General features: G+C 41.1%; 23 protein-coding genes and 1 tRNA gene. 6 read left to right on the plus strand and 18 right to left on the minus strand.

The annotated features are described in order from the left end of the window. Positions 1 to 25: 25 nt before the first annotated feature. From uvrC to ABWV72_RS16185, 3 genes are all read right to left on the minus strand, one after another. Positions 26 to 1,852 (minus strand): excinuclease ABC subunit UvrC, encoded by a 1,827-nt coding sequence (gene uvrC, locus ABWV72_RS16175; protein ID WP_353371779.1) that lies wholly within the window; start codon positions 1,850 to 1,852, stop codon positions 26 to 28. Between the two features lie 12 nt (positions 1,853 to 1,864). Then, positions 1,865 to 2,509, minus strand: coding sequence for a UvrY/SirA/GacA family response regulator transcription factor (uvrY, locus tag ABWV72_RS16180; RefSeq protein WP_216046676.1), 645 nt, complete (start codon positions 2,507 to 2,509; stop codon positions 1,865 to 1,867). A gap of 667 nt (positions 2,510 to 3,176) precedes the next feature. Then, positions 3,177 to 3,268 (minus strand) — tRNA-Ser (locus ABWV72_RS16185). Between the two features lie 303 nt (positions 3,269 to 3,571). On the opposite strand from ABWV72_RS16185, the gene ABWV72_RS16190 reads away from it, so the two are divergent. From ABWV72_RS16190 to ABWV72_RS16210, 5 genes are all read left to right on the plus strand, one after another. Continuing rightward, positions 3,572 to 4,249: a Bax inhibitor-1/YccA family protein gene (locus ABWV72_RS16190; RefSeq protein ID WP_342804404.1), complete on the plus strand. Its 678-nt coding sequence runs from the start codon at positions 3,572 to 3,574 to the stop codon at positions 4,247 to 4,249. Positions 4,250 to 4,337: 88 nt separating this feature from the next. Further along, the gene (gene tusD, locus ABWV72_RS16195) at positions 4,338 to 4,730 is read left to right on the plus strand and encodes a sulfurtransferase complex subunit TusD (RefSeq protein ID WP_342804405.1); all 393 of its coding nucleotides are present in this window, start codon (positions 4,338 to 4,340) and stop codon (positions 4,728 to 4,730) included. Next, positions 4,727 to 5,086, plus strand: a complete 360-nt coding sequence (gene tusC / locus ABWV72_RS16200; protein WP_216046679.1) for a sulfurtransferase complex subunit TusC — start codon at positions 4,727 to 4,729, stop codon at positions 5,084 to 5,086. The genes tusD and tusC overlap by 4 nt, the downstream gene beginning before the upstream one ends. After that, complete coding sequence (gene tusB, locus ABWV72_RS16205; protein WP_353371729.1) at positions 5,083 to 5,370, plus strand: sulfurtransferase complex subunit TusB; 288 nt, start codon at positions 5,083 to 5,085, stop codon at positions 5,368 to 5,370. Before tusC ends, tusB begins: the two co-directional genes overlap by 4 nt. 8 nt (positions 5,371 to 5,378) lie before the next feature. Next, positions 5,379 to 5,717: a TusE/DsrC/DsvC family sulfur relay protein gene (locus ABWV72_RS16210; protein ID WP_216046681.1), complete on the plus strand. Its 339-nt coding sequence runs from the start codon at positions 5,379 to 5,381 to the stop codon at positions 5,715 to 5,717. A gap of 52 nt (positions 5,718 to 5,769) precedes the next feature. On the opposite strand, the gene serS is transcribed toward ABWV72_RS16210, so the two are convergent. The 6 genes from serS to lrp all read right to left on the minus strand — a co-directional run bounded on the left by serS (position 5,770) and on the right by lrp (position 12,459). Then, positions 5,770 to 7,065: a serine--tRNA ligase gene (gene serS / locus ABWV72_RS16215; RefSeq protein ID WP_216046682.1), complete on the minus strand. Its 1,296-nt coding sequence runs from the start codon at positions 7,063 to 7,065 to the stop codon at positions 5,770 to 5,772. Between the two features lie 10 nt (positions 7,066 to 7,075). Further along, a complete protein-coding gene (gene crcB, locus ABWV72_RS16220) occupies positions 7,076 to 7,459 on the minus strand; it encodes a fluoride efflux transporter CrcB (protein WP_216046683.1) in 384 nt (127 codons plus the stop codon). An 11-nt stretch (positions 7,460 to 7,470) separates the two neighbouring features. Further along, positions 7,471 to 8,778, minus strand: coding sequence for a replication-associated recombination protein A (locus ABWV72_RS16225; protein WP_216046684.1), 1,308 nt, complete (start codon positions 8,776 to 8,778; stop codon positions 7,471 to 7,473). 2 nt (positions 8,779 to 8,780) lie between these two features. After that, a complete protein-coding gene (gene lolA, locus ABWV72_RS16230) occupies positions 8,781 to 9,425 on the minus strand; it encodes an outer membrane lipoprotein periplasmic chaperone LolA (protein WP_252728704.1) in 645 nt (214 codons plus the stop codon). Positions 9,426 to 9,430: 5 nt separating this feature from the next. Then, positions 9,431 to 11,878, minus strand: coding sequence for a DNA translocase FtsK (locus ABWV72_RS16235; RefSeq protein ID WP_353371733.1), 2,448 nt, complete (start codon positions 11,876 to 11,878; stop codon positions 9,431 to 9,433). A gap of 95 nt (positions 11,879 to 11,973) precedes the next feature. Next, a complete protein-coding gene (lrp, locus tag ABWV72_RS16240; RefSeq protein WP_216046686.1) occupies positions 11,974 to 12,459 on the minus strand; it encodes a leucine-responsive transcriptional regulator Lrp in 486 nt (161 codons plus the stop codon). Between the two features lie 129 nt (positions 12,460 to 12,588). Between lrp and ald the strand changes: the two genes are divergently transcribed. Beyond that, the gene (gene ald / locus ABWV72_RS16245) at positions 12,589 to 13,719 is read left to right on the plus strand and encodes an alanine dehydrogenase (RefSeq protein WP_353371736.1); all 1,131 of its coding nucleotides are present in this window, start codon (positions 12,589 to 12,591) and stop codon (positions 13,717 to 13,719) included. A gap of 74 nt (positions 13,720 to 13,793) precedes the next feature. Here ald and pyrF read toward each other — a convergent pair whose 3' ends face one another. The 9 genes from pyrF to gyrA all read right to left on the minus strand — a co-directional run bounded on the left by pyrF (position 13,794) and on the right by gyrA (position 24,240). Beyond that, on the minus strand, positions 13,794 to 14,489 hold the full coding sequence (gene pyrF / locus ABWV72_RS16250; RefSeq protein ID WP_216046688.1) for an orotidine-5'-phosphate decarboxylase: 696 nt from the start codon (positions 14,487 to 14,489) through the stop codon (positions 13,794 to 13,796). A gap of 7 nt (positions 14,490 to 14,496) precedes the next feature. Then, positions 14,497 to 15,666: a lipopolysaccharide assembly protein LapB gene (lapB, locus tag ABWV72_RS16255; protein ID WP_303501519.1), complete on the minus strand. Its 1,170-nt coding sequence runs from the start codon at positions 15,664 to 15,666 to the stop codon at positions 14,497 to 14,499. Between the two features lie 5 nt (positions 15,667 to 15,671). After that, complete coding sequence (locus tag ABWV72_RS16260) at positions 15,672 to 15,932, minus strand: lipopolysaccharide assembly protein LapA domain-containing protein (RefSeq protein ID WP_353371738.1); 261 nt, start codon at positions 15,930 to 15,932, stop codon at positions 15,672 to 15,674. Positions 15,933 to 16,069: 137 nt separating this feature from the next. Beyond that, positions 16,070 to 16,360, minus strand: a complete 291-nt coding sequence (gene ihfB / locus ABWV72_RS16265) for an integration host factor subunit beta (protein WP_216046691.1) — start codon at positions 16,358 to 16,360, stop codon at positions 16,070 to 16,072. Positions 16,361 to 16,441: 81 nt separating this feature from the next. Further along, a complete protein-coding gene (gene rpsA / locus ABWV72_RS16270) occupies positions 16,442 to 18,118 on the minus strand; it encodes a 30S ribosomal protein S1 (protein ID WP_216046692.1) in 1,677 nt (558 codons plus the stop codon). A 103-nt stretch (positions 18,119 to 18,221) separates the two neighbouring features. Further along, positions 18,222 to 18,911: a (d)CMP kinase gene (cmk, locus tag ABWV72_RS16275; RefSeq protein WP_216046693.1), complete on the minus strand. Its 690-nt coding sequence runs from the start codon at positions 18,909 to 18,911 to the stop codon at positions 18,222 to 18,224. A 183-nt stretch (positions 18,912 to 19,094) separates the two neighbouring features. Further along, the gene (gene aroA / locus ABWV72_RS16280) at positions 19,095 to 20,375 is read right to left on the minus strand and encodes a 3-phosphoshikimate 1-carboxyvinyltransferase (RefSeq protein WP_353371741.1); all 1,281 of its coding nucleotides are present in this window, start codon (positions 20,373 to 20,375) and stop codon (positions 19,095 to 19,097) included. A gap of 3 nt (positions 20,376 to 20,378) precedes the next feature. Further along, positions 20,379 to 21,464, minus strand: coding sequence for a 3-phosphoserine/phosphohydroxythreonine transaminase (serC, locus tag ABWV72_RS16285; protein ID WP_353371743.1), 1,086 nt, complete (start codon positions 21,462 to 21,464; stop codon positions 20,379 to 20,381). Positions 21,465 to 21,543: 79 nt separating this feature from the next. Continuing rightward, on the minus strand, positions 21,544 to 24,240 hold the full coding sequence (gyrA, locus tag ABWV72_RS16290; protein ID WP_353371745.1) for a DNA topoisomerase (ATP-hydrolyzing) subunit A: 2,697 nt from the start codon (positions 24,238 to 24,240) through the stop codon (positions 21,544 to 21,546). Positions 24,241 to 24,282 lie beyond the last annotated feature (42 nt).

Here is a 24,282-nt window from a genome sequence, read left to right on the forward strand (position 1 = left end):
TAATTTTCCAGTATTTGAGTCTTGGTTAAGAATGCAGATGCTCATAAATAATATCAGCAAGCTCTTCACTAATTCCAGGCACTCGGGATATTTCGTCTCGGCTAGCTTGCAAGACGCCGTGGATTCCCCCCATGTACTTTAATAAACTTTGTCGCCGCTTAGCACCCACTCCGGGAACTGACTCTAATACGGAGGTGCGCTTAGCTTTTTGACGCTGTTGTCGGTGACCGGTGATAGCAAAACGATGGGATTCATCTCGAATATGTTGAATCAAATGTAGTGCTGGGGAATCGGCGGACAAGGGTATAGTATCATGATTCCCAGCAAGAATAAGCGTCTCTAACCCAGGTTTTCGACTCGTTCCTTTAGCCACACCAATTAACAATGGTTTTTTAGGGGCTTTCCAATTTTCAAAATGCGCTTCTGCTTGGGCTAATTGGCCTTTACCACCATCAATAAAAACGATATCTGGAATTTTAGATTCGTCAGTAGGTTGTTTATAGCGTCGGCTCAATGCCTGCGCCATAGCAGCGTAGTCATCCCCAGGGGTGATACCTTCAATATTATAGCGACGATAATCTGTTTTAAATGGTCCGTCACGATTAAACACTACACAAGAGGCAACAGTTTGCTGGCCAGATGTATGGCTGATATCGAAACATTCCATTCGTTGAATCGGTTGCTCGAACTCCAATACCTTTTCCAACTCCAAATAACGAGCAAACATAGATTTTTGTTGATTCTGTTTAGCTTCTAATGCGTTCTCAGCGTTGGTGATGGCCAGTTGTAAATAACGTTTTTTCTCGTCTCTGGCACCTTTGTAAAATTTAACCTTGTATCCAGCTTCAGCACTTAACAGTTTTGTAATCGCGTCTTCATCTTCTAACCCCATTGGCATAACAATTTGTTTGGGGATGGTTTTGTTGCCAGCTAAATAGAACTGTAAAACGAAAGATTGTAAGATTTCCATTTCTGTCGTTTGGCTAGGTACTTTTGGAAAAAAGCTTTTACTACCTAACAACTTATTGTCACGGATAAATAAGCCTTGAATACTGGCTATTCCGTTACGATAAACAAAACCTAACACATCCATCTCTTGTTCGTTGCCACTCACCCACTGTTGCTCTTGAACTTTATTCAAGGCACTAATTTGATCGCGATAGCGGCCGGCAGATTCAAAACGCAACTCTTTACTGGCTTGCTCCATTTTATTCACCAGACTTTCAATAACTTGCTGATTTTTGCCTTTCAAAAACATAGTCGCAAGATTAATTTGTTCAGTGTACTCCTCGTCCGTCACCAAACCTTCCACACAAGGACCTGCACAACGTTTTAATTGATACTGCAAACAAGGACGGCTTCTCGCTCGATAATAGCTGTCTTCACACTGCCTAATCGGAAAAAGCTTTTGCATAGTCCTAAGACTTTCTCGGACTGCCCAAGCACTTGGGTATGGTCCAAAATAAGAGCCTTTTAACTTTTTTGATCCGCGATGCAATGCTAAACGAGGATGTCTATGTTCGGAGAGGAAAATAAAGGGGTAAGACTTATCATCACGTAAAACAACGTTGTATCGAGGTTTATATTTCTTGATGAAGTTATTTTCAAGAATGAATGCTTCCGTTTCACTGTGTACAACAGTCACATCCATGTCTGCAATTTGCCTGACCAACGACTGTGTTTTGATACTGTCGACGTTGGTTCTAAAATAACTCGATACACGCTTTTTTAAATTTTTCGCTTTACCAACATAAATAACGTCGTTTTTATCATTATACATCCGGTAGACACCGGGTTTTGAAGTGAGATTTTTTAGAAAGCCTTTGTGATCAAAAGGAACTGCTTTATCCATCATGCCAATTTTTTATAGTTGATTACTATCGATTAAATTATGACGCAGGGCTAAATGGGTTAATTCCACATCTGACCCAACTTTCAATTTTTCAAACATTCGATAGCGGTAAGTATTAACCGTTTTGGCACTAATATTTAATTTGTTTGCAATATCTGGCACTCGGCTCCCTTTGGTAAGCATAATAGTAATCTCCAGTTCCCTACGAGATAACTGATCAAAAGGGTTAGTATCATTAAGGTTTAATTGACCTATGGCAATTTGCTGGGCAATTTCAGGCGCGATATAACGTTGACCAGAAGAAACTTTACGGATAGCAATGACCATTTCCTGCGGTTCAGTACCTTTAGTGATGTAGCCGTATGCGCCTAATTGCATCACTCTTGCAGGAATCGGGTTTTCGGTATGCACAGAAACCACTATTACTTTTGAATCTTGGGCATAATGAATAATTTGCTTCGTTGCTTCTAACCCGCCAATACCTGGCATATTCATGTCCATAAGCACAATATCAGGTGGAGAGTTGCGGCAAAACTTAATCGCTTCCTCACCATTATTGACTTCACCAACAACTTTAAAATCAGCAACATCTTCAAGAATGCGACGGATACCGGTTCTCACCAATTCGTGGTCATCTACTAAAAGTAGTTTTATCAAAGCTTACCCCAAAATCAATCTACAGCACTATATTCATCAGACTTTGTAATTAATATTTGTCTTCTTAGATACATAGTTCGACAAATATTAATTACAAACTTCTAGCTAAATCCTAAAATCCCTTTGAGGAAACATATAAAGAGCAATTATAGCGGGATTAAAAATAACCTGTATAGGGTTAATTTGAAACTTAAAAACGAAAATAAGTAGGAGATATGTTTTTGCTCGCTGTAGGCGGTGGCTTTAGCCCCGCGATTACCAATTTAACACCCATGGCCTAAAGGCCATGCTACGGCTCGTTGTAGGCGCAGGCTTTAGCCCCGCGATTGCCAATTTAACACCCATGGCCTAAAGGCCATGCTACGGTGTGTTGTAGGCGGTGGCTTTAGCCCCGCGATTGCCAATTTAACATCCATGGCCTAAAGGCCATGCTACGGTTCGTTGTAGGCGCTGGCTTTAGCCCCGCGAGTAGCAATTTAACATCCATGGCCTAAAGGCCATGCTACGGTGTGTTGCAGGCGGTGGCTTTAGCCCCGCGATTGCCAATTTAACACCCATGGCCTAAAGGCCATGCTACGCTGTGTTGTAAGCGCAGGCTTTAGCCCCGCATTTCATTTCTGCGAGGACAAAAAAGCAAAAACCCGCAACAAGTGCGGGTTTTTTAATGTGGCGGATAGCGAGGGATTCGAACCCCCGGTACGTTTGACCGTACGTCTGATTTCAAGTCAGGTGCATTAAACCGAGCTCTGCCAGCTATCCGAATTTTGTACTTCTTTAGCGAATTGAACTATTTGCTTTAGAGCTAAATTGTTCTGCGCTTCCGAAGTGGGGCGAATATTAATGACCTTTTTGCAGCTTGTAAAGAGGATAACGCAAATTTTTATTCAAACGCTCTTTCTTTGTCCGATTTGTTCGCTATTTCGACAATATATGGCTTGTTACAAAGAGTTGATACGATAATACTTGAAAAAGTGAACCAAACACCATACAAATAGACTAATTAAACAATACTATAGCAATTTGCTAAGTCACTCACTTTTATATGCCTATTGGAGGTTTTTTATGGATCAAGATCGTTATGCTCATGTAGACAGGGTTGGTTCTCGCCCGTCAGTATTGGAAACCAATAAGGTTCTCCGCAATACTTACATGTTGTTAGCAATGACATTAGCGTTTAGTGCAGTTTGTGCAGGCGCAGCAATGGCCATGGGGCTTGGCCAAGGCGCAGCAATGATTATGAGTCTGGCAGCTTTGGTAATGATATTTTTCTTAAATAAAGTTGAAAACAGCTCAAGTGGAATTTTGTTTGTTTTTGCTTTTACTGGTTTATTAGGTGGCTCTTTAGGGCCAATGCTTAACTATTATTTAGCATTCCCTGGTGGCCCAGCACTAATAATGCAAGCTTTAGGTACTACTGCGTTAGTATTTTTTGGTTTATCAGCTTATGTATTAACTACCAAGAAAGATTTTTCCTTTATGGGTGGTTTTTTGATGGTAGGTTTAATCGTTGCTGTAGTAGCGAGTCTTGCTAACCTTTTCTTAGGTATACCAGTACTAAGTTTAGCCATTAGCGCAGCCATTGTGTTCATCATGTCTGGACTAATTTTATTTGATACAAGTAGAATTGTTAATGGTGGTGAAACGAATTACATTCGCGCGACTGTTTCAATGTACTTAAACATCTATAACTTATTCACGTCAATTTTGCACTTACTAGGTGCTTTTGGCGGCGACGATTAATATTTTTTGATATGCTAAAACACCTCAGCTTTGCTGGGGTGTTTTTTTATGTGGCAACTAATGTCACCGTTAATATGGGATCATTTATTTGGCTAGCTTCTGCATAATAGTTACTTCTTCCCCACTTGAATCTCAGGACTGCTACAGTGCCTATCGTTTTGTTCAAGCCGCGATCGAAGATGGACATAGTATCTCTGGCGTTTTCTTTTACCAATCAGGTGTAGAGCTTGCCAATTCATTTCAAACAATGCTTTCTGATGAATTAGCAATTTACCCTAAATGGTGTGAATTAGCAGATAAACACGCTATTCCTTTGCAAGTGTGTGTAACAGCAGCCAATCGACGGGGAATTTTAAGTGAACAAGACGCGCTACAAAATGACACACCTGCTCTATTCAATCTTAATCCTCCTTTTCAATCCGTGGGTATTGGCGAGCTAGTTAGCATGCTGAATGAAAGTGACAGGAGTATTCAATTTTGAAGTCTCTGGCAATCATTAATCAAACCGGACCAATGAACAACAATGCTGGACAAGAGTCGGTGGATTTAGTTTTAGCATCAGCAAGTTTTGGCCAATTCGTCAGCGTATTCTTTATTGATGATGGCGTGTTTCAGTTACTTACAAATCAAAATCCAGGAGAGTTAGAGCATAAGCATTTTGCAAAAAGCTTCGGTGCTTTTGAGTTTTATGATGTTGAAAATATTTTTGTGTGTAAAGAAAGTTTAGAAAAACGGGGGCTTGATAAAGCTCAGTTAAATGTAAGTTGTCAGCTATTAACGCCTTCAGAGTTAAATGCCCAGCTTCAAAAATCCGATAACATAATTACTTTGTCATGATCCTACATAAATTTTCAGTAAGTCCATTTTCCAATACTAATCTAGAAAATGCGCTGTCACGTATCGATGCTAATGACGGCATATTATTGATGCAAGACGCAGTCTATGCATTAAATTCAGCTCCTATCTGTGAGCAACTATCGCAGCGCACAAAAAATCTGCATGCCCTTGAACCTGACTGCATAGCTAGAGGTATCCAGTGTAACGAATTTCCAATTCTCATGATTGACTATAATAGTTTTGTCGCCTTAACACTTGATTACGATAACTTAATATCTTGGTAGTAGAATAAATGGAACATTACATCGAGTTTAACAATAAAAAAATTGCCACTGATAAAATGGGGTACCTATTATCTGTAGATGATTGGGAGCCTGAATTAGCCGAAGTCATTGCAGCTAAAGAGAATATCGAATTAGACGAAAATCGCTGGCAAGTAGTGACATTTGTGCGGAACTTTTATTTGGAATTTAACACCAGCCCTGCCATTCGCGCATTAGTAAAAGCCATGGCCAACGAATATGGTCCTGAAAAAGGCAATAGTCGCTACTTACAGCGTTTATTTCCTAAAGGTCCCGCTAAACAAGCTACCAAGATTGCTGGGCTGCCAAAACCAGCAAAGTGTTTGTAATCAAATTGGCTAAAAAGAGAATGCAGCATGAATCATACTGCATTCTGAACTATTAGCTAACGGTGATTACTTCAACGCCATTCATATAAGGAATTAACACTTTAGGAATGGTCACTGAGCCATCTTGCTGCTGATAATTCTCTAGAATCGCTACCAGCGTTCGTCCTACGGCTAAACCAGAACCATTTAGGGTATGCAATAACTCTGGCTTATTAGTTTCAGGATTACGATATCTGGCCTGCATTCTACGCGCTTGGAAATCCAACATATTAGAACACGAAGAAATTTCACGATAGGTATTCTGTGCTGGTAACCACACTTCTAAATCATAGGTTTTACAAGAACCGAATCCCATATCGCCAGTACACAGCAACATTTTACGATAAGGCAACTCTAGCAATTGCAGCACTTTCTCAGCGTGACCTGTCAACTCTTCCAACGCATCAAATGAATCTTCCGCCTTGACTAACTGCACCATTTCAACTTTATCGAATTGATGATTTCGAATTAACCCTTTGGTATCTCTACCATATGAACCCGCTTCACTTCGAAAACACGGAGTATGCGCTGTTAACTTTATAGGTAATTCATTGGCACTGAAGATTTCATCGCGAGCGGTGTTCGTTAAAGGCACCTCTGCGGTAGGAATTAGGGACAAGCCCTGCCCCTCTTCAGTGGCCGGCATAGTATGAAATGCATCTTCTTTAAACTTAGGAAATTGTCCGGTGCCGAACATACTTGCTTCGTTAACTAAGTATGGTACGTACATTTCAGTATAACCATGCTCAGTAGTGTGCAAATCTAACATAAACTGAGTTAACGCTCGGTTTAAGCGAGCTATTTGTCCACGCATCACAACAAAACGCGAACCAGAAAGTTTCACCCCAGTTTCAAAGTCTAAGCCTTTAGCCAGTTTTTCCGCCACATCTACGTGATCATTCACCTCAAAATCGAACTCTCGTGGTGTTCCCCAACGACTGACTTCCACATTTTGGTCTTCATTGCTTCCGACAGGAACGGATTCATCAGGCAGGTTTGGAATCCCTTGAGACCAAGCGGCAATTTCTTCTAGCAATTCAGCTAACTCAGATTTTGCTGCATCAAGATCGTCGCCTAATTTTCCCACTTCAGCTAACAGCGGAGCGATATCTTGACCAGATGCTTTCGCTTTACCAATAGATTTGGAACGAACGTTACGCTCGTTTTGCAATTCTTGGGTATGCATTTGCAACGCTTTTCGACGTTCTTCCAATGCATTAAATGCTTCTACATCAAGGGTGAAACCACGACTTTTTAATTTTTCGGCGGTTGCGTTTATATCGTTACGTAAGTATTTTGGATCTAACATTTGTTAATTCTTAACCTTTAACCAATTGCGTTCCTAACCATGCTGCCATCAAGCAACAGGTTATATTTAAAAAGATATTTAAGATCCCTTTCAACCAAAGCCCTTGCTGCATAAGCAACAAAGTATCCACAGAGAACGTTGAGAAGGTAGTAAAAGCACCGAGTAAACCGATACCAATTGCAGTTCGCCATAACACTATTTCTATTTGGCCGTGTTCAATTAACGCGTACACCAAACCAAGAAAAAACGAACCAACCACATTGACCAGCAGTGTACCAAAAGGAAAGCCTTTACCAAACCATTGCAGCATCATTTGTGAAAGAAAAAAGCGCATGCACGCACCAACTGCCCCACCTGCAGCGATATAACTATAAATAGCGATACTGTGCGTCATTAATTGCCCTTTTACTGTTTACCATCTAAATCTTTTAGGAAACGTAATTTAGCCTTAATTTTTGTCTCAAGTCCACGTTCAACTGGTTGATAATACTCAGTATCCGGCATTTCTTCAGGAAAATAATTTTCACCGGCAGCATATGCGTGGGGTTCATTGTGGGCATAACGATAATCTTTGCCGTACCCCAAATCAGCCATTATCTTAGTAGGAGCATTCCGTAAATGTGCCGGTACTGGATAATCAGGCTTGTCTTTTACATCAGCCATGGCCGCTTTGAATGCGGTGTAAACGGCGTTACTTTTTGCAGCACAAGCACAATAAATAGTGGCTTGCGCAATGGCTCTTTCGCCTTCCGCTGCACCCACCCTATGGTAAATATCCCATGCATTTAGGCAAACCTGCATGGCCCTGGGATCGGCATTGCCAATATCTTCAGTGGATATCGCTAAAAGTCGCCTTGCTACTGCTAATGCGTCGCCACCGGCGGTTAATATTCTGGCGTACCAATACAAAGCACCATCAGCAGAAGATCCTCGAACGGATTTATGAAACGCAGACAACATGTCATAAAATAGATCTCCTCCTTTATCAAATTGTGAGACTTTTTCTCCCACAGCTTGAGCGACGGTTTCAATATCAACAATGCCCTCTTGCGCAAAATCCACGCTTAGTTCTAAATAATTGAGCAATCGACGAGCGTCGCCGCCAGCCAATTCTATTAAGCGTTTTTGAGCAACTGCATCAATTTGAATCGTTTGATTGCCTAAACCATTCACTTTGTCTTTCAAAGCCTGTTCTATAACCTGTTGTAGGTCTTGATGACTTAATGCTTGTAGAACATAGACTCGGGCACGAGACAACAACGCATTATTTAGTTCAAAAGAAGGGTTTTCTGTGGTCGCACCAATAAATGTCACAGTACCGTCTTCAATAAAAGGCAAAAACGCATCCTGCTGAGCTTTGTTGAAACGATGGACCTCGTCTACAAACAATATGGTACGTTTGCTTTTTACCGCGGCATGCTGCTTGGCGACTTCAATTGCACTGCGGATGTCTTTGACCCCTGAGGTAACCGCAGAAATGCGTTCAATGTGAGCGTCACAATGGCTAGCAATAATCTCGGCTAACGTTGTCTTACCGGTACCTGGTGGCCCCCACAGAATCATTGAATGACAATTGCCGTTCTCTAATGATTTTCGTAACGGTTTATTCGGACCGATAATGTGTTGTTGACCAACGTATTGGTCAACCGTTTTGGGCCGCATTTTGGCCGCTAAAGGTTCAAATGAGGGAGTATCGTTAAAATCCAATTCCATTTTTAGCGTTGATCGTCCAAATCAAAACCATCGGGAATGGTAAAAACGAATTGTTCATCACCGATATTAATATTCTGTTTTACATCTGAGAAAGTTAACTGGCTGGTTTGTTGTTGGCGATCGATAAAACTCAACTGACTCAGCTGATTATTTTCAAATTTTAATTTTAATTCGCTAATTTGCGATTCTGGCGATATTGCAATAATACTGTACACATCATTATCAGCGTAAGTAATAGTAAATTCTGACCACTGCTCATTGCTTGGATTGGTCAATAATACGATGGGGTTGTTGGACACAGAATCGGCTTGGTTAATCGCTGTTACTTGTTCAACAAAAGGGTCTGAATACCATAGTGTTGTGCCATCAGCGACCATCAGGTTTTCATCAGGAGAATTCACCTGCCAAATCATTAAGTTGGGTTGTTTCAATGTCATTTGACCGGAGGATTCTTGCACTAGTTCCCCCTGTCCATCAGTAACTTTTTGTTCGAATGCAGCAGTAAAGGTTTTTAACGATAGTAATTTCTGTTTTAAATTTTCACTGGCATCTGGACTATCGCCTTGGTTCCCATGAGCGACGCTGATACTCGAAAGCATCAAAATTCCAACAAATACGCAGTATGACTTGATTAATTTACTTCTCATTTTGATTAATCCTTTGGTGGCGGTGGTGCTAAAACTTCACGAGTACCATTGTGACCCGCAGCACTTACGACGCCACTTTGTTCCATTTGTTCAACTAATCTTGCTGCGCGATTGTAACCAATTCTGAATTTTCGCTGCACACTGGAAACAGATGCCCGTCTAGATTCAGTAATAAACGCCACGGCTTCATCGTAAAACGCATCAAATTCCTGATCGGCTCCCTCTGGTTGCTCTCCAGGCAGCAAAACTTCTGCACTGCTTTCACCATTGAGTATTTCATCAATATAATTAGGTTCGCCCCGTTTCTTCCAATCTGCAACCACGGCATGTACTTCGTGATCATCAACAAAGGCTCCGTGCACCCGTGTGGGTACGCCTGTGCCAGGAGGTAAATACAACATATCACCCATTCCCAACAACGACTCTGCTCCTTGTTGATCTAAGATGGTACGAGAATCAATTTTCGACGACACCTGAAAGGCAATACGGGTGGGAATATTGGCTTTAATTAGTCCAGTAATAACATCCACTGAAGGACGCTGTGTGGCAAGCACTAAGTGAATTCCTGCTGCCCTCGCCTTTTGCGCGATTCGAGCAATCAGTTCTTCCACTTTTTTCCCAACAATCATCATCATGTCGGCAAATTCATCAACGACAACGACAATGGCTGGCAATTTTTCTAAATCGGGGGCAACGGTTTCCATACTTTCTTCGAATCGCCACAGTGGATCTTTGATAGGTTGTCCGTCTTCGATAGCTTGTTTAATTTTCGCGTTGTAGCCTTTAAGATTTCTAACTCCTAAAGCTGACATCAATCGATAACGACGTTCCATCTCGCCTACACACCATCTTAATGCATTCGCCGCTTCTTTCATGTCAGTTACCACTTCAGACAACAAATGCGGGATGCCTTCATAGACCGAGAGCTCTAGCATCTTAGGATCAATCATTATCATACGCACATCTTCTGGAGATGATTTGTACAACAAACTGAGGATCATCACGTTGACCCCTACCGACTTACCGGACCCTGTGGTACCTGCAACTAATAAATGTGGCATTTTAGCTAAGTCCACAATCACAGGTTTACCCGATATATCGGCACCTAACACCATAGTCAGTGGCGAATCGTTGCCTTGGAAAGCTTGGCATGCGATAACCTCACTTAAACGTACCATGTCTCTATTTTTGTTCGGCAACTCTAATCCAATAACTGATTTGCCGGGGATAACTTCAACCACCCGAACGGACATTGCCGACATAGCACGAGCTAAATCTTTAGATAATGCGGTAATTCGACTTACTTTCACGCCAGGTGCAAGGTCTAACTCAAAGCGCGTAATAACCGGACCTGGAAAAACCCCCACTACTTTAGCTTCAATATTAAAATCTAATAATTTTTCTTCCACTAGGCGGGAAACTATATCCAATTCTTCTTGGGTAATGGGGTTTTTAACTTTGTCAGCACGTTCTAACAAGTCAAATGAAGGTAACGGGCCTAAAGAATCATCGACCTCCCCTACTGGTTTTGCATTGCCATTTAAATGAGGTGCCGTGGTGTTTTGTGTTTGTTTAGGTATAGTTTCAGCTTGAATATCAGCCGTGGGCTCTGCCTTAAACGGTTCTGGTTGCTCGGTGTTTTGTTTTTCTTTTTTACCGGTTATTTTCTTTTTAAGCTCAGACACCGACAAAATACTGGGTTTAGGCTCAGGTTTAGGTTGTTCAAATATTTCTTCAGGAATAGTAATCGTTGGCTCTATGGGAGTGGCTCGTTCAGCGGCCTTAAATGTAGTGATCTCTACGTCATTATCACTTGTTTCATTGCTAGCTGATTTAAAAGTTAACCTTGCAATAGGACTTTGTTGAATTAGTTTTGGAGTGCGATATAAAAACAATCCCGACAAAATAGTAATTTCACCTAACTTATCGACGACCGTCACTAAGGAAATGCCAGTGACCAAGGTTATCCCCGTCAACAAAAAGCACAGTAACAGTAATGTAGTACCAACTAAACTAAAGTAAGGAATTAACGAACTACTGATTACGTCTCCAATCATACCACCGGCAGAAAAATGGAAAATATCATCAAAGTTGATACTCAAAATACCTGAAATACCCACTAAAAATAATATTGAGCCAATAATACGTAAGCCAATCGTTAAATAATCAATTTGTTCAATGCGTTTAACTTGCTGAAATAAAAACCAGCCAGTAAAGGCTATTATAAACGGCAAAATATACGCGAAGCGGCCAAAACTAAAAAATAGCACATCGGCAAACCAAGCACCTATAGGCCCTACCCAATTATGGATATTTCCTTGAAATCCAGCCTGAGACCAACTCGGGTCAGCACTATTAAAAGATGCTAAAGCAAGCAGAATAAAAAATGCGAAGGCACATGATAAAATCATGCCCACTTCCATTATTCGTTGTATTCCAGATAGACGCGCCATAAAACTATAATTCAATTCTAGGTATTATTTTTCTACCCATACCTTACCAGTGACAGTGCCAAAATCCTAGTTAATGCTCTCCCATTGAGTGCTATTTACTTCAGATTGATTTTAATTTGAGCAGTATGCTTAACTTCTTCCATAACCACATAAGTTCGTGATTCGCTGACACCAGGTAAACGCAATAATGTATCCCCTAGTAATTTTCGATAACTAGACATATCCGCGACTCTAGCTTTAAGTAAAAAATCAAAGTTGCCAGAAACTAGATGGCATTCTTGAATATCATCATGTTTTCTCACCGCCGTAGAAAATTCTTCGAAAATATCCACACTGGTTTTGCTTAACGTAATTTCCACAAAAACTAACATTGCAGCGCCTAACTTTTGTGGATCAAGTTGTGCGTAATAACCTGTGATATACCCTTGTTGTTCTAAACGCTTAACCCTTTCTAGACAGGGGCTGGCGCTTAATCCAACGGATTTAGCCAAATCGACATTTGAAATTTTTCCATTTTTTTGTAATTCAATCAGGATGTTACGATCGATTCTGTCGAGGTGTTTTGGGGTTTTTACCAGCATTATTTAAAACCGCAGATCATTAATTTATCAGTATAATATACTGCATAACGCATAAAAACAGAACAAAAGTTTTTTTAATGTCGCATATACTGCGTGCCTATTCTTGCAATTCAAAAGGTTGGGTTAAAAATGCTAATTGGAGTTCCTAAGGAAATTAAAAATCATGAGTACCGTGTTGGGTTAACACCTGCTGCGACAAAAGAGTTTGTCACACATGGCCACGAAGTACTGATAGAAAACAATGCTGGCGCTTCAATAGGGTTTGATAATGATCAATATATTGCTGCTGGTGCGGTAATTATTGACACAGCAGAAGAAATATTTGCCCGTGCAGAAATGATTGTGAAAGTAAAAGAGCCACAACCTAACGAATGTAAAATGCTTCGTGAAGGCCAGACCCTTTATACTTACTTGCATCTAGCACCTGACCCAACGCAAACTGAGCTATTAGTTGCATCTAGCGCAACCTGTATCGCCTATGAAACGGTTACAGACAATAGAAACGGTTTACCTCTTTTGGCTCCGATGAGTGAAGTTGCTGGCAGAATGTCTGTACAAGCAGGCGCTCATTATCTTGAAAAAGCACAAGGTGGTAGCGGCACACTACTTGGTGGTGTTCCAGGCGTAGCTCCAGGTAAAGTACTAGTAATTGGTGGTGGTGTTGTGGGCACTAATGCTGCCAAAATGGCAATTGGCCTTGGTGCTGATGTCACAATTTTAGATCGTTCATTAACTCGTTTACGCGAATTAGACGATATTTTTGCTAACCAAGTGAAAACCGTCTATTCAACCATAGATGCAATAGATTACTATTCGTCAAAAGCCGATTTGGTCGTTGGAGCAGTATTAATTCCAGGAGCGGCAGCACCTAAACTACTTAGCAAAGAACATATTGCTAACATGAAAGAGGGTTCAGTTGTGGTTGATGTGGCAATAGATCAAGGTGGCTGTTTTGCAACCTCAAAAGCTACAACTCATCAAGATCCTGTCTACATCGTTGATGGTGTTGTCCATTACTGCGTTGCTAATATGCCCGGTGGCGTAGCAAGAACATCAACTATGGCATTGAATAATGCAACACTACCTTTCGGTTTGGCATTAGCCAATAAAGGACCAAAACAAGCAATGCTTGATGATGTTCACTTGTTAAATGGATTGAATGTCCATAAAGGCAAAGTGACATATAAAGCAGTGGTTGACGCCTTAGGTAAAGAGTTAAATCTAGAATATATGGACGCACGTGCAGCACTAGAAATGTAATATTGACTATTACACGTCACACACAAAAAAGCTGCTTTTAAAGCAGCTTTTTTATTGTTTCTAATTTAATTACTCTAAGCAACTGATAGATTAATATCCAATAACGCTCTTAGAGGATCGGCAGCCTGAGTAATTGGTCGGCCAATAACCATGTAATTAACCCCTGCTAATATTGCTTCAGGAGGTGTCATCACTCGCTGTTGGTCACCTTTATCAGACCCTAAAGGTCGAATACCGGGAGTAACCAATAGAAAATCTTTATCTAAGGAGCTTCTCAGAATCGGGGCTTCTTGTGCGGAACACACTACCCCATCTAACCCACAATTTTTTGTCAACTTAGCCAGTCTTAAAACCTGTTGCTCAGGAGAATCTTTTATTCCAATTGCATTAAGTTGACTCTGTTCCATACTGGTGAGCACTGTCACTGCTATCAGTTTAGGTTGGTCCGCCCCTAGTGTAGCTAGTTGAGTTTTGGCGTTTTCCATCATTTTAGGACCACCGGAAGCATGCACATTTAACATCCATACTCCCAAGTCGGCCGCTGCCAAACATGCTTTGCCGACAGTGTTTGGAATGTCATGGAATTTAAGATCTAGAAAAACATCAAACCCCCTGTTAACTAATTCCTTTACAAACTCAGGACCAAAATAGGTAAACATTTCTTTACCGATCTTTAATTTGCATAAATTACTATCAAGTTGGCTAACTAAATTTAATGCTTTGGCCCTGTTATCAAAATCTAATGCAACTATGACTCTTGTATCACTCATAAATCGACTATTCTCCGTCTAACCCTTTAATTGGTTTTACCACACCCCATTTCTTACATGATGGACACAACCAATGTATTTGACGTCCGGAAAAACCGCAACTCAAACAACGATACTTTGGCCGCATTTTAATTTGTTCTTCTACCAATCCTTTAACCATTGTCAGACTCTCACGGGTTTTATCGTCGACTTCGTCTTCAATAAAAAATCCCATCAGGGTTTTGAAGCCTTTCATAGTTGGCGTTTTTTTTAATTGGTCGAACAATACCGTTTCCGCAGTCTCAGTATTCTCTTTTTTAGCTAACAATTTCACTTTTGCTAAATACGAAGTCGCACATTGCTGCCAATATAAATCTAAAACCGCTTCTAATTGAGCATCATTATTGAGCTTCTCAGCACATTGTTCTAGTTTAGGTACTGCTTCGCTAAACCAACTGATGTCGCGAACCGGCACTTCTTTTAAATAATCGAAGGCTTTTTGATAATCACCCTGTTGAATGGATAGATCGCCTAAAATCAACCAAGGCCTTACCCCGTGTTCATAAGCCGCAATTGCTTTTTGTAGCGATTTTTCAGCTGTTTCATATTTCTCTTGTTTGATCATTTTTAATGCTTGTTCACAATAAAAATGAGAAATACGTATACACAATTCATCGCTATCACCGTGACAATCCATCATACGCTCACCAAGCTCTATCGCTCTATCCCACTCTTTTGTAGTTTGATAGATGCTAAATAGATGCTGTTGGGCGTCTAGGAAATGTTTATCACTGTCCAATAATTCTAAAAAGGCATTTTCGGCGCGCTCTAAAAAGCCCGCCATCATATAATCTTTACCAAGTTCTCGTAGCGCTTGTCTATTTTGTGATTCGGACAATTCTTGTTTACTAACCAAATTCTGGTGCACACGAATAGCACGATCTAACTCACCACGATGTCTGAAGAAATTTCCCATAGCTATATGAGTTTCAACGGTATCACTGTCTAAGCTCATCATTTTCATTAATGTATCAACCGCTTTATCTGGTTGATCAGACAATAAAAAGTTTAAACCTTTAAAGTAATGTCGAGAGAGAATACTGGATTGTTTGCGCTGTGCTTGACGGACGCTATTGCGTCCCATGACATAACCATAACCAGCAGCAACAGGAAGTAATAAAAAAAGTAATTCAAGCATCCAGATTAACTACTTGCAATGTCAGTTGTGCGATTACGTTTCTGTAACCGATTGATGCGCCATTTTAATTTAAGCCAAACAAGTGTGAAAACTAACGAGCTAAATATTACGCCGGCAGCAAAAAAAGACATTAATAAAATTGAGAGGCGCATTTCCATGGAACCCATTAAATAATCAAACATCACGGCTTGATCATTTTTTGCACCTAAAAGTGATGCTACCAGCATGATAATAATGAAAATGATAACGATCAGGAATATTTTCAATCTTAAACCTCAAATTGTTAAGGAAAAACGCTTATTAAGCGGTATCAAAGCTTATAGTACAAAACTATGTACCTAGTTGTCACCCAAACAAAAACGGCACTCTAAAAAGAGTGCCGTTTTTTTAATATAAAATAATCTTAATGTGCCAGACCTTCGTTAACACGTTCACGCAATTCCTTACCAGGTTTAAAGTGAGGAACGTATTTACCTTCCAGTTTAACCGTTTCACCTGTTTTAGGGTTACGGCCAACGCGAGGAGCACGAAAATGCAACGAAAAACTACCAAAGCCACGTATCTCTATGCGATCACCCTTTTGAAGGGTTTGCGCCATTTGCTCTAGCATTTCTTTAATTGCAGACTCAACATCCTTAGCAGGAACGTGACGAGCTTTATCGGCGAGCCTTTCAATAAGTTCTGATTTAGTCATTAGAAATCTCCGTTAATCAAAAATACTTTACCGATGAGACTGACAATCAGGCACTTTGGTTCAAGTGCCTGAGCATAAGTTTTATTCTTCGCCTTTAGCAGCTTTGAATGCTTCGGCCATCGCGTTAGCAAATCCAGCATCATCTGGCTGTTGATTTACTTTTTCGATAGCTTCTTTCTCGTCTGCTTGGTCTTTCGCTTTAACCGACAAGTTAACGATACGGTTCTTACGATCTACGCCCATAAATTTGGCTTCAAGATCATCACCTACATTAACAACTTCAGAAGCATCTTCTAAACGTTCAACTGTCAAATCACCAACACGAACGTAACCATCTACTTCTTCTGCCAAGTTAACCGTAACACCTTTAGCGTCTACAGCGGTAACCTTACCAGTAACGATAGCACCTTTCTTGTTATCTGTCAGATACTTATTGAACGGATCTTCTTCAATCTGTTTAACACCTAGTGAAATACGCTCGCGCTCTGGGTCGACTTGCAATACCACAGCTGAGATTTCATCACCTTTCTTGTATTCACGAACAGCGTCTTCGCCAGTCTTATTCCAAGAAATGTCAGACAAGTGAACTAGTCCGTCGATGCCGCCGTCAAGACCGATGAAGATACCGAAGTCAGTGATAGATTTGATCTTACCGCTAACTTTATCGTTCTTCTCGTGAGACTTAGCAAATTCTTCCCAAGGGTTAGCTTTACATTGCTTAAGACCTAGAGAAATACGACGACGTTCTTCGTCAATTTCAAGAACCATAACTTCAACAACATCACCTAGGTTAACAACCTTAGATGGGTGGATGTTTTTGTTAGTCCAATCCATTTCAGAAACGTGAACCAAACCTTCAACACCGTCTTCGATTTCAACAAAACAACCGTAGTCAGTAAGGTTAGTAACCGCACCTGATAATTTAGAACCTTCAGGGTAACGGTTAGCAATTTCTTGCCAAGGATCGCTGCCCATTTGTTTCATACCAAGAGAAACACGAGACTTCTCTTTGTCGAACTTCAATACTTTAACGTTAATTTCGTCACCAACGTTAACGATTTCACTTGGGTGCTTAACGCGTTTCCAAGCCATATCAGTAATGTGAAGTAGACCGTCTACACCGCCTAGGTCAACGAATGCACCGTAGTCAGTAAGGTTCTTAACGATACCTTTAACTTCATGGCCTTCTTCAAGGTTAGCAAGTATTTGATCACGTTCTGCACTGCTTTCAGCTTCGATAACAGCACGACGAGAAACTACAACGTTGTTACGTTTAGCATCTAACTTGATAACTTTAAATTCTAATTCTTTACCTTCAAGGTGAGTTGTGTCGCGAACTGGGCGAACATCAACCAATGAACCAGGCAAGAATGCGCGCACTGTATTCACTTCAACAGTAAAGCCACCTTTGACTTTGCCATTGATAACACCAATGATGGTTTCTTTTTCTTCGTAAGCTTTTTCAAGTTCTACCCAAGCTTCATGACGCTTAGCTTTTTCTCTGGATAGAATAGTCTCACCAAAACCGTCTTCAACCGCGTCTAAAGCAACATCTACTGTGTCGCCAATAGCTACTTCAAGGACGCCTTCAGCGTTTTTGAATTGCTCTACGGGAATTGCGCTTTCAGATTTAAGACCTGCATCAACAAGAACAATGTCTTTATCAATTGATACGATAGTACCTTTAACGATGGCACCAGGACGTGTTTCAAGTTCTTTTAAACTTTCTTCAAATAAATCAGCAAAATTTTCAGTCATAGATTACTTTAATAGTTACTTTTAAGTGTATCCACGAAAAATCCGATTAACGTGGGGTTGTTGTTCATAACCAGATTAATCCGTTATCTGGCGGGTAGAGCAATTAAAGAGCGCATTGGACACTAAGTTTTGAACCAACAAATTCTTTAACCTTTTCAAGAACTTGCTCTACATTTAAGTGTGTAGAATCAAGCACTAATGCGTCATCAGCAGGTACCAACGGAGCAACACTTCGGTTAGCATCTCGCTCGTCTCTTGCTTTGATATCGGTTAAAAGGCGCGCAATATTAACATCATGCCCCTTATCTTTCAACTGATTGTATCGTCTCTGGGCCCTTTCATCTGCGCTAGCCGTTAGGAATATTTTGGCTTCTGCGTTAGGAAATACTACGGTTCCCATATCACGACCATCGGCAACTAAACCTGGCTCTTCTCGAAAAGCACGTTGACGTCTTAATAATGCTTCGCGAATACGCGGTAAAGAAGCTACTTTAGAAGCAATACTGCCTACCTCTTCAGTGCGAATTTCATGGGTTACATCTTCGCCTTCAAGGATGACTTTACTGTCTTTGTTAGTGGTATTGAAGTTAACATCTAGACTACTGGCTAGAGGAAGCAGAGCATCTTCATCGTCAGGTTCAATTTGATGATGGATTGCGGCAATCGCTAAAACACGATATATCGCGCCACTATCAAGGAAGTTCCAGCCTAGTGTTTTGGCCAATAACGCGCTCACTGTTCCCTTTCCTGCACCGCTAGGACCATCGATAGTGATGACTGGTGATACTTGCATGTGCTCTCCTGAGCTGAGTTAAAAATCGGGCGGAATTATACTCGTTAACGAAACATAAGCAATGCAAGCTATCTAATTAGCAATTAACACATTGATTTTAAACATAATTTTAACATTTCGTTTAATAATAAAGATAACCAAGAGATGACACTAGCCATCTCTGATTCTGGCAACTAGAAAATATTAGTCACTAATGCTGGCAAATCGTTCAAAGTAGTCTGGGAACGTTTTAGCCGTACAACTTGGATCATTTATCACCACAGCAGTATCGCTTAAAGCAACGAGTGAAAAGCACATAGCCACACGATGGTCATTGTAAGTATCAATTTCCGCTTCTTGTAGTTTTGCCGGAGCAGTAACCTCAATAAAGTCATGACCTTCTTTTACTTCTGCACCTAATTTGCGCAGTTCAGTAGCCATTGCTGCTAAACGGTCAGTCTCTTTAACCCGCCAATTATAAATATTCGTCATTTTGGTGGTGCCAGTGGCAAACAATGCTGTAGTCGCGATTGTCATAGCGGCATCGGGAATATGATTCATGTCCATATCAATGGCAGTTAATGGTGCTCCTGTAACTTCGATAAAGTCATCACCCCAAGTCACTTTTGCGCCCATAGCGGAAAGCACATCCGCAAATTTAATATCACCTTGAATACTTTTAGCGCCCACACCTGTCACTTTTACCGTGCCGCCCTTGATAGCACCGGCGGCTAAAAAGTAAGACGCTGATGAAGCATCACCTTCCACCAAAAATGTGCCTGGCGATTGATAAGTTTGATTACCTGTTATTTTAAAACTCTGATAGTTGTCATTTTCAACGGTAACCCCAAACTTGGCCATGGTATCTAGGGTAATATCAATATAAGGTTTAGAGACCAATTCGCCAATAATATCAATTTGACTGTCATCAGAAAATAACGGTGCAGCCATAAGTACTGCGGTTAAAAACTGACTAGACACACTGCCATCGACTTGGATTTTGCCACCTGAAAGAGCTTTCCCTTTAATATGTAACGGTGGATATCCATCACTTTTTAGGTAGCTTATTTCAGCGCCAGCCTGAGATAGCGCATCAACCAATGCACCAATTGGACGCTCCTCCATACGAGGTTCACCGGTAAGAACGTATTCGCCATTTGAGGCAGCTAGTGCTGCGCACAACGGACGCATAGCTGTGCCTGCATTACCTAAAAACATTTCTATCTTACTATCGGTATTGAAGACACCATTATTACCTTGGACAATACACTGAGTTTTATCGTCACTAAGTTGATAAGCAACTCCCAACAGGCTCAATGCATCCAGCATATGCCGGATATCATCGCTATCGAGTAAATTAGTTAGCGTGGTTTCACCTTTTGCTAAAGCTGCCAATAAAAGAGCGCGATTAGATAAACTCTTTGAGCCTGGAACATTCACCGTACCTTGTACTTTGGAAATAGGCTCAAGTCTTAGTTGTTGCATGTTTTATCCGTTCCTTTTAGCAAAATCATTCATAAAGTCTATCAACGCTTTTACCCCTTCGATTGGCATCGCGTTGTATATACTGGCACGCATCCCACCAACAATTCGGTGACCTTTTAATGCTTTCAAACCAGCAGCTTCGGACTCTTCTAAGAATAAAGCATCTAATTTTGTATTGGCTAAATGAAACGGCACATTCATGCGCGAACGATTTTGTACAGCCACGCTGTTTGAATAAAAATCGTTGCTATCTATCGCGCTATACAACAGATCAGACTTTTGTTTATTACGCTTTTCAATCTCAGCAACACCGCCCATATCAAGCAACCACTCAAATACTAACCCAGCCAAATACCAAGCAAATGTTGGCGGCGTGTTGTACATAGAGTCGTGTTTTGCGATCAAACCGTAATTAAGAATGGAAGGGGTTTCCACACGAGCTTTGTCTAACATGCTGTTATGCACAATGACCACAGACAATCCCGAAGGACCAATGTTCTTTTGCGCTCCACCGTATATAACTGCATAGTTATTGACGTCAATTTGTTTGGACAGAATATTCGACGACATATCAGCGACAATAGGTACCCCTTGAGTATCAGGCACTTCGTTTATTTCAATACCTTCGACTGTTTCATTAGGACAGTAATGAAAGTACGCCGCTTTATCGTTTAACTGCCAATTACTTTGGGATTGCACTTGCGTTATGCCGTCTACCACTTCTACGCCACCCACGACATCAGCAGTTAAATAGTTTTGCGCTTCATTAACCGCACCTTTAGACCAAGAGCCGGTGACCAAATGATCAGCATGGTCACCCACTGCAGATAGATTCAAGGGTACAGCTGAAAACTGCCCTCTTCCGCCGCCATGGGTAAATAGTATTTGATAATCATCAGGAACTGCCAGTAGCTTGCGCAAATTATGAGTGGCACGCTCAGCAACCTCTATATAAGCTTTGCTGCGATGGCTCATTTCCATCACCGAGCACCCTTGATCTTGCCAATTGATAAACTCTTGTTGTGCTCGCAACATAACATCAGTAGGTAACATCGCAGGACCTGCACTGAAATTATAAGTAACTGCCATAATTTGATTTTCTCCCGAAAAAAAACGAGCGGAATAAGCCACTCGTTTTAAGTATGATTAAAAACTAGCGTTTAAGATTCTACTCAGTAGCGTCAGAGTCTGGTTGTCCAGCGTCATCGTCTGCAACTTCAGCTTGTTCAGCTTCTACTGCATCTGCATCTTCGCCTTCTAATAGCTCTAAATCTTCTGCTTCAATCTCTTCTATCTTCTGTAAGCCCACTACATGTTCGTCTTTGCCAGTACGGATTAGTCTGACACCTTGAGTATTTCTGCCCACGGTAGAGACTTCATCAACACGTGTTCTAACCAAAGTACCTTGGTCACTGATCAACATAATTTCTTGACCTTCGAACACTTGCACTGCACCAACTACTGCACCATTACGCTCAGAAACCTTGATAGATACAACACCTTGTGTTGCACGGCTCTTAGCTGGGTAGTCAGCAATAGGAGTACGTTTCCCGAAACCATTCTCAGTTGCGGTTAAAATCGCGCCGTCACCTTTAGGTACAATCAGTGAAACCACTTTTTGGCCTTCTTGCAATCGGATACCGCGAACACCTGTGGCCGTTCTGCCCATTGGACGCAGCGCTAACAACTCTTCACCTGTTTCAGGGTCACGTTTTACTTCACCGGTTTCAGAATCACGTTGTTTTTCGTTAAAACGAACTACTTTACCTGCATCTGAGAACAACATAATGTCGCTTTCACCGTCTGTAATATCAACGCCAATTAATTCATCACCTTCGTTTAAGTTGACCGCAATGATACCGTTTGAACGAGGACGTGAATATTGAGAAAGTGCGGTCTTTTTAACTGTACCGTTTGCCGTAGCCATCAATACATATTTACCTTCTTCAAATTCTTGAATTGGTAAAATAGCAGTAATACGTTCACCTTCTTCTAGTGGAAGAATATTAACGATTGGACGTCCACGAGCGTTACGACTAGCGAATGGTAATTGATATACTTTCAACCAATATAAGCGGCCACGGGTTGAGAAGCACAAAATATGGTCGTGGGTATTAGCAACCAATAACTTTTCAATGAAGTCTTCGTTCTTCATTTTAGTCGCAGATTTACCTTTACCACCACGTCGCTGCGCTTCGTAATCAGAAAGTTTCTGATACTTCACGTAACCTTCACGAGAAAGTGTCACTACTACATCTTCACGTTCGATAAGATCTTCCATGTCGATGTCGTGTGTAGCGGCGGTAATTTCAGTGCGTCTTTCATCACCATATTCGTCACGAATTAACTCAAGCTCTTCTCTGATCACTTCCATCAAACGTTCTGAACTAGACAAAATGCGTAATAGTTCAGCGATAACGTCTAATAGATCTTTATATTCAGCTAAGATTTTGTCGTGTTCTAAACCTGTTAGTTTATGTAGACGTAAGTCCAAAATTGCCTGAGCTTGCTGCTCAGTTAAGAAATATTCGCCTTCGGAAATACCGAATTGAGGTTCAAGCCAATCAGGACGAGCCGCATCATCACCAGCGCGAGCTAGCATTTCAGCCACATCACCTAACGCCCATCCACGAGCGACCAAAGATGCTTTAGCGTCACTTGGACTTTGCGAGGCTTTAATTAACTCGATGATTTCATCGATATTAACCAGGGCAATCGCTAAACCTTCAAGGATATGGGCACGGTCACGGGCTTTTTTCAACTCATAAACCGTACGACGGGTAACCACTTCTCTGCGATGCAGAACAAAGGCTTCTAAAATGTCTTTTAGATTAAATACGCGAGGCTGGTTGTTATCCAAGGCTACCATATTAATACCAAATACAGTTTGTAACTGTGTTTGAGCATATAAATGGTTTAACAGTACTTCTGCTGATTCATTGCGTTTCACTTCAACAACAATACGCATACCGTCTTTATCAGACTCGTCACGTAAAGCAGATATACCTTCTATTTTCTTTTCTTTTACCAGTTCAGCAATTTTTTCAATTAACCTTGCTTTGTTAACTTGGTAAGGAATTTCGTGCACGATAATGGTTTCTTTACCGCTATCTTCAGTTTCAATCTCAGCGCGTGCGCGCATGTAGATTTTACCGCGACCTGTGCGATACGCATCATCAATGCCTTTACGACCACTGATTAATGCTGCAGTTGGGAAATCAGGACCTGGAATGTGCGTCATGATTTCTTCGATGGTCATATCGGGATTATCGATAAGTGCGATACAGCCATTCACAACTTCAGTTAAGTTATGCGGTGGAATATTAGTCGCCATACCTACCGCAATACCTGAAGAACCGTTAACTAATAAGTTAGGTACGCGGGTGGGTAGTACGTCTGGAATATGTTCTGTACCGTCATAGTTAGGTACAAAATCAACGGTTTCTTTTTCTAAATCGGCGAGAAGTTCATGGGCTATTTTAGCCATTCTCACTTCGGTATAACGCATCGCAGCTGCGGAGTCACCGTCAACAGAACCAAAGTTACCTTGGCCGTCAACTAGCATATATCGCAAGGAAAATGGCTGCGCCATACGAACAATGGTGTCGTAAACAGCAGTATCACCGTGAGGGTGATATTTACCAATCACGTCACCTACTACACGAGCGGATTTTTTGTACGGTTTATTATAATCGTTTTTCAACTCATTCATGGCGAACAATACGCGGCGGTGAACAGGTTTTAACCCATCACGCACATCCGGTAGTGCACGTCCAACAATGACACTCATTGCATAGTCGAGGTAAGAATTTTTAAGTTCTTCCTCTATATTAATGGGGAGAATTTCGTTGGCATTGTCTGTCATATACAGCCTTGTCCCTAAATTATTATCTGAATCTACTGATGA

It is taken from the genome of Aliiglaciecola sp. NS0011-25 (assembly GCF_040370605.1).
GTDB classification, from domain to species: Bacteria; Pseudomonadota; Gammaproteobacteria; order Enterobacterales; family Alteromonadaceae; genus Aliiglaciecola; species Aliiglaciecola lipolytica_A.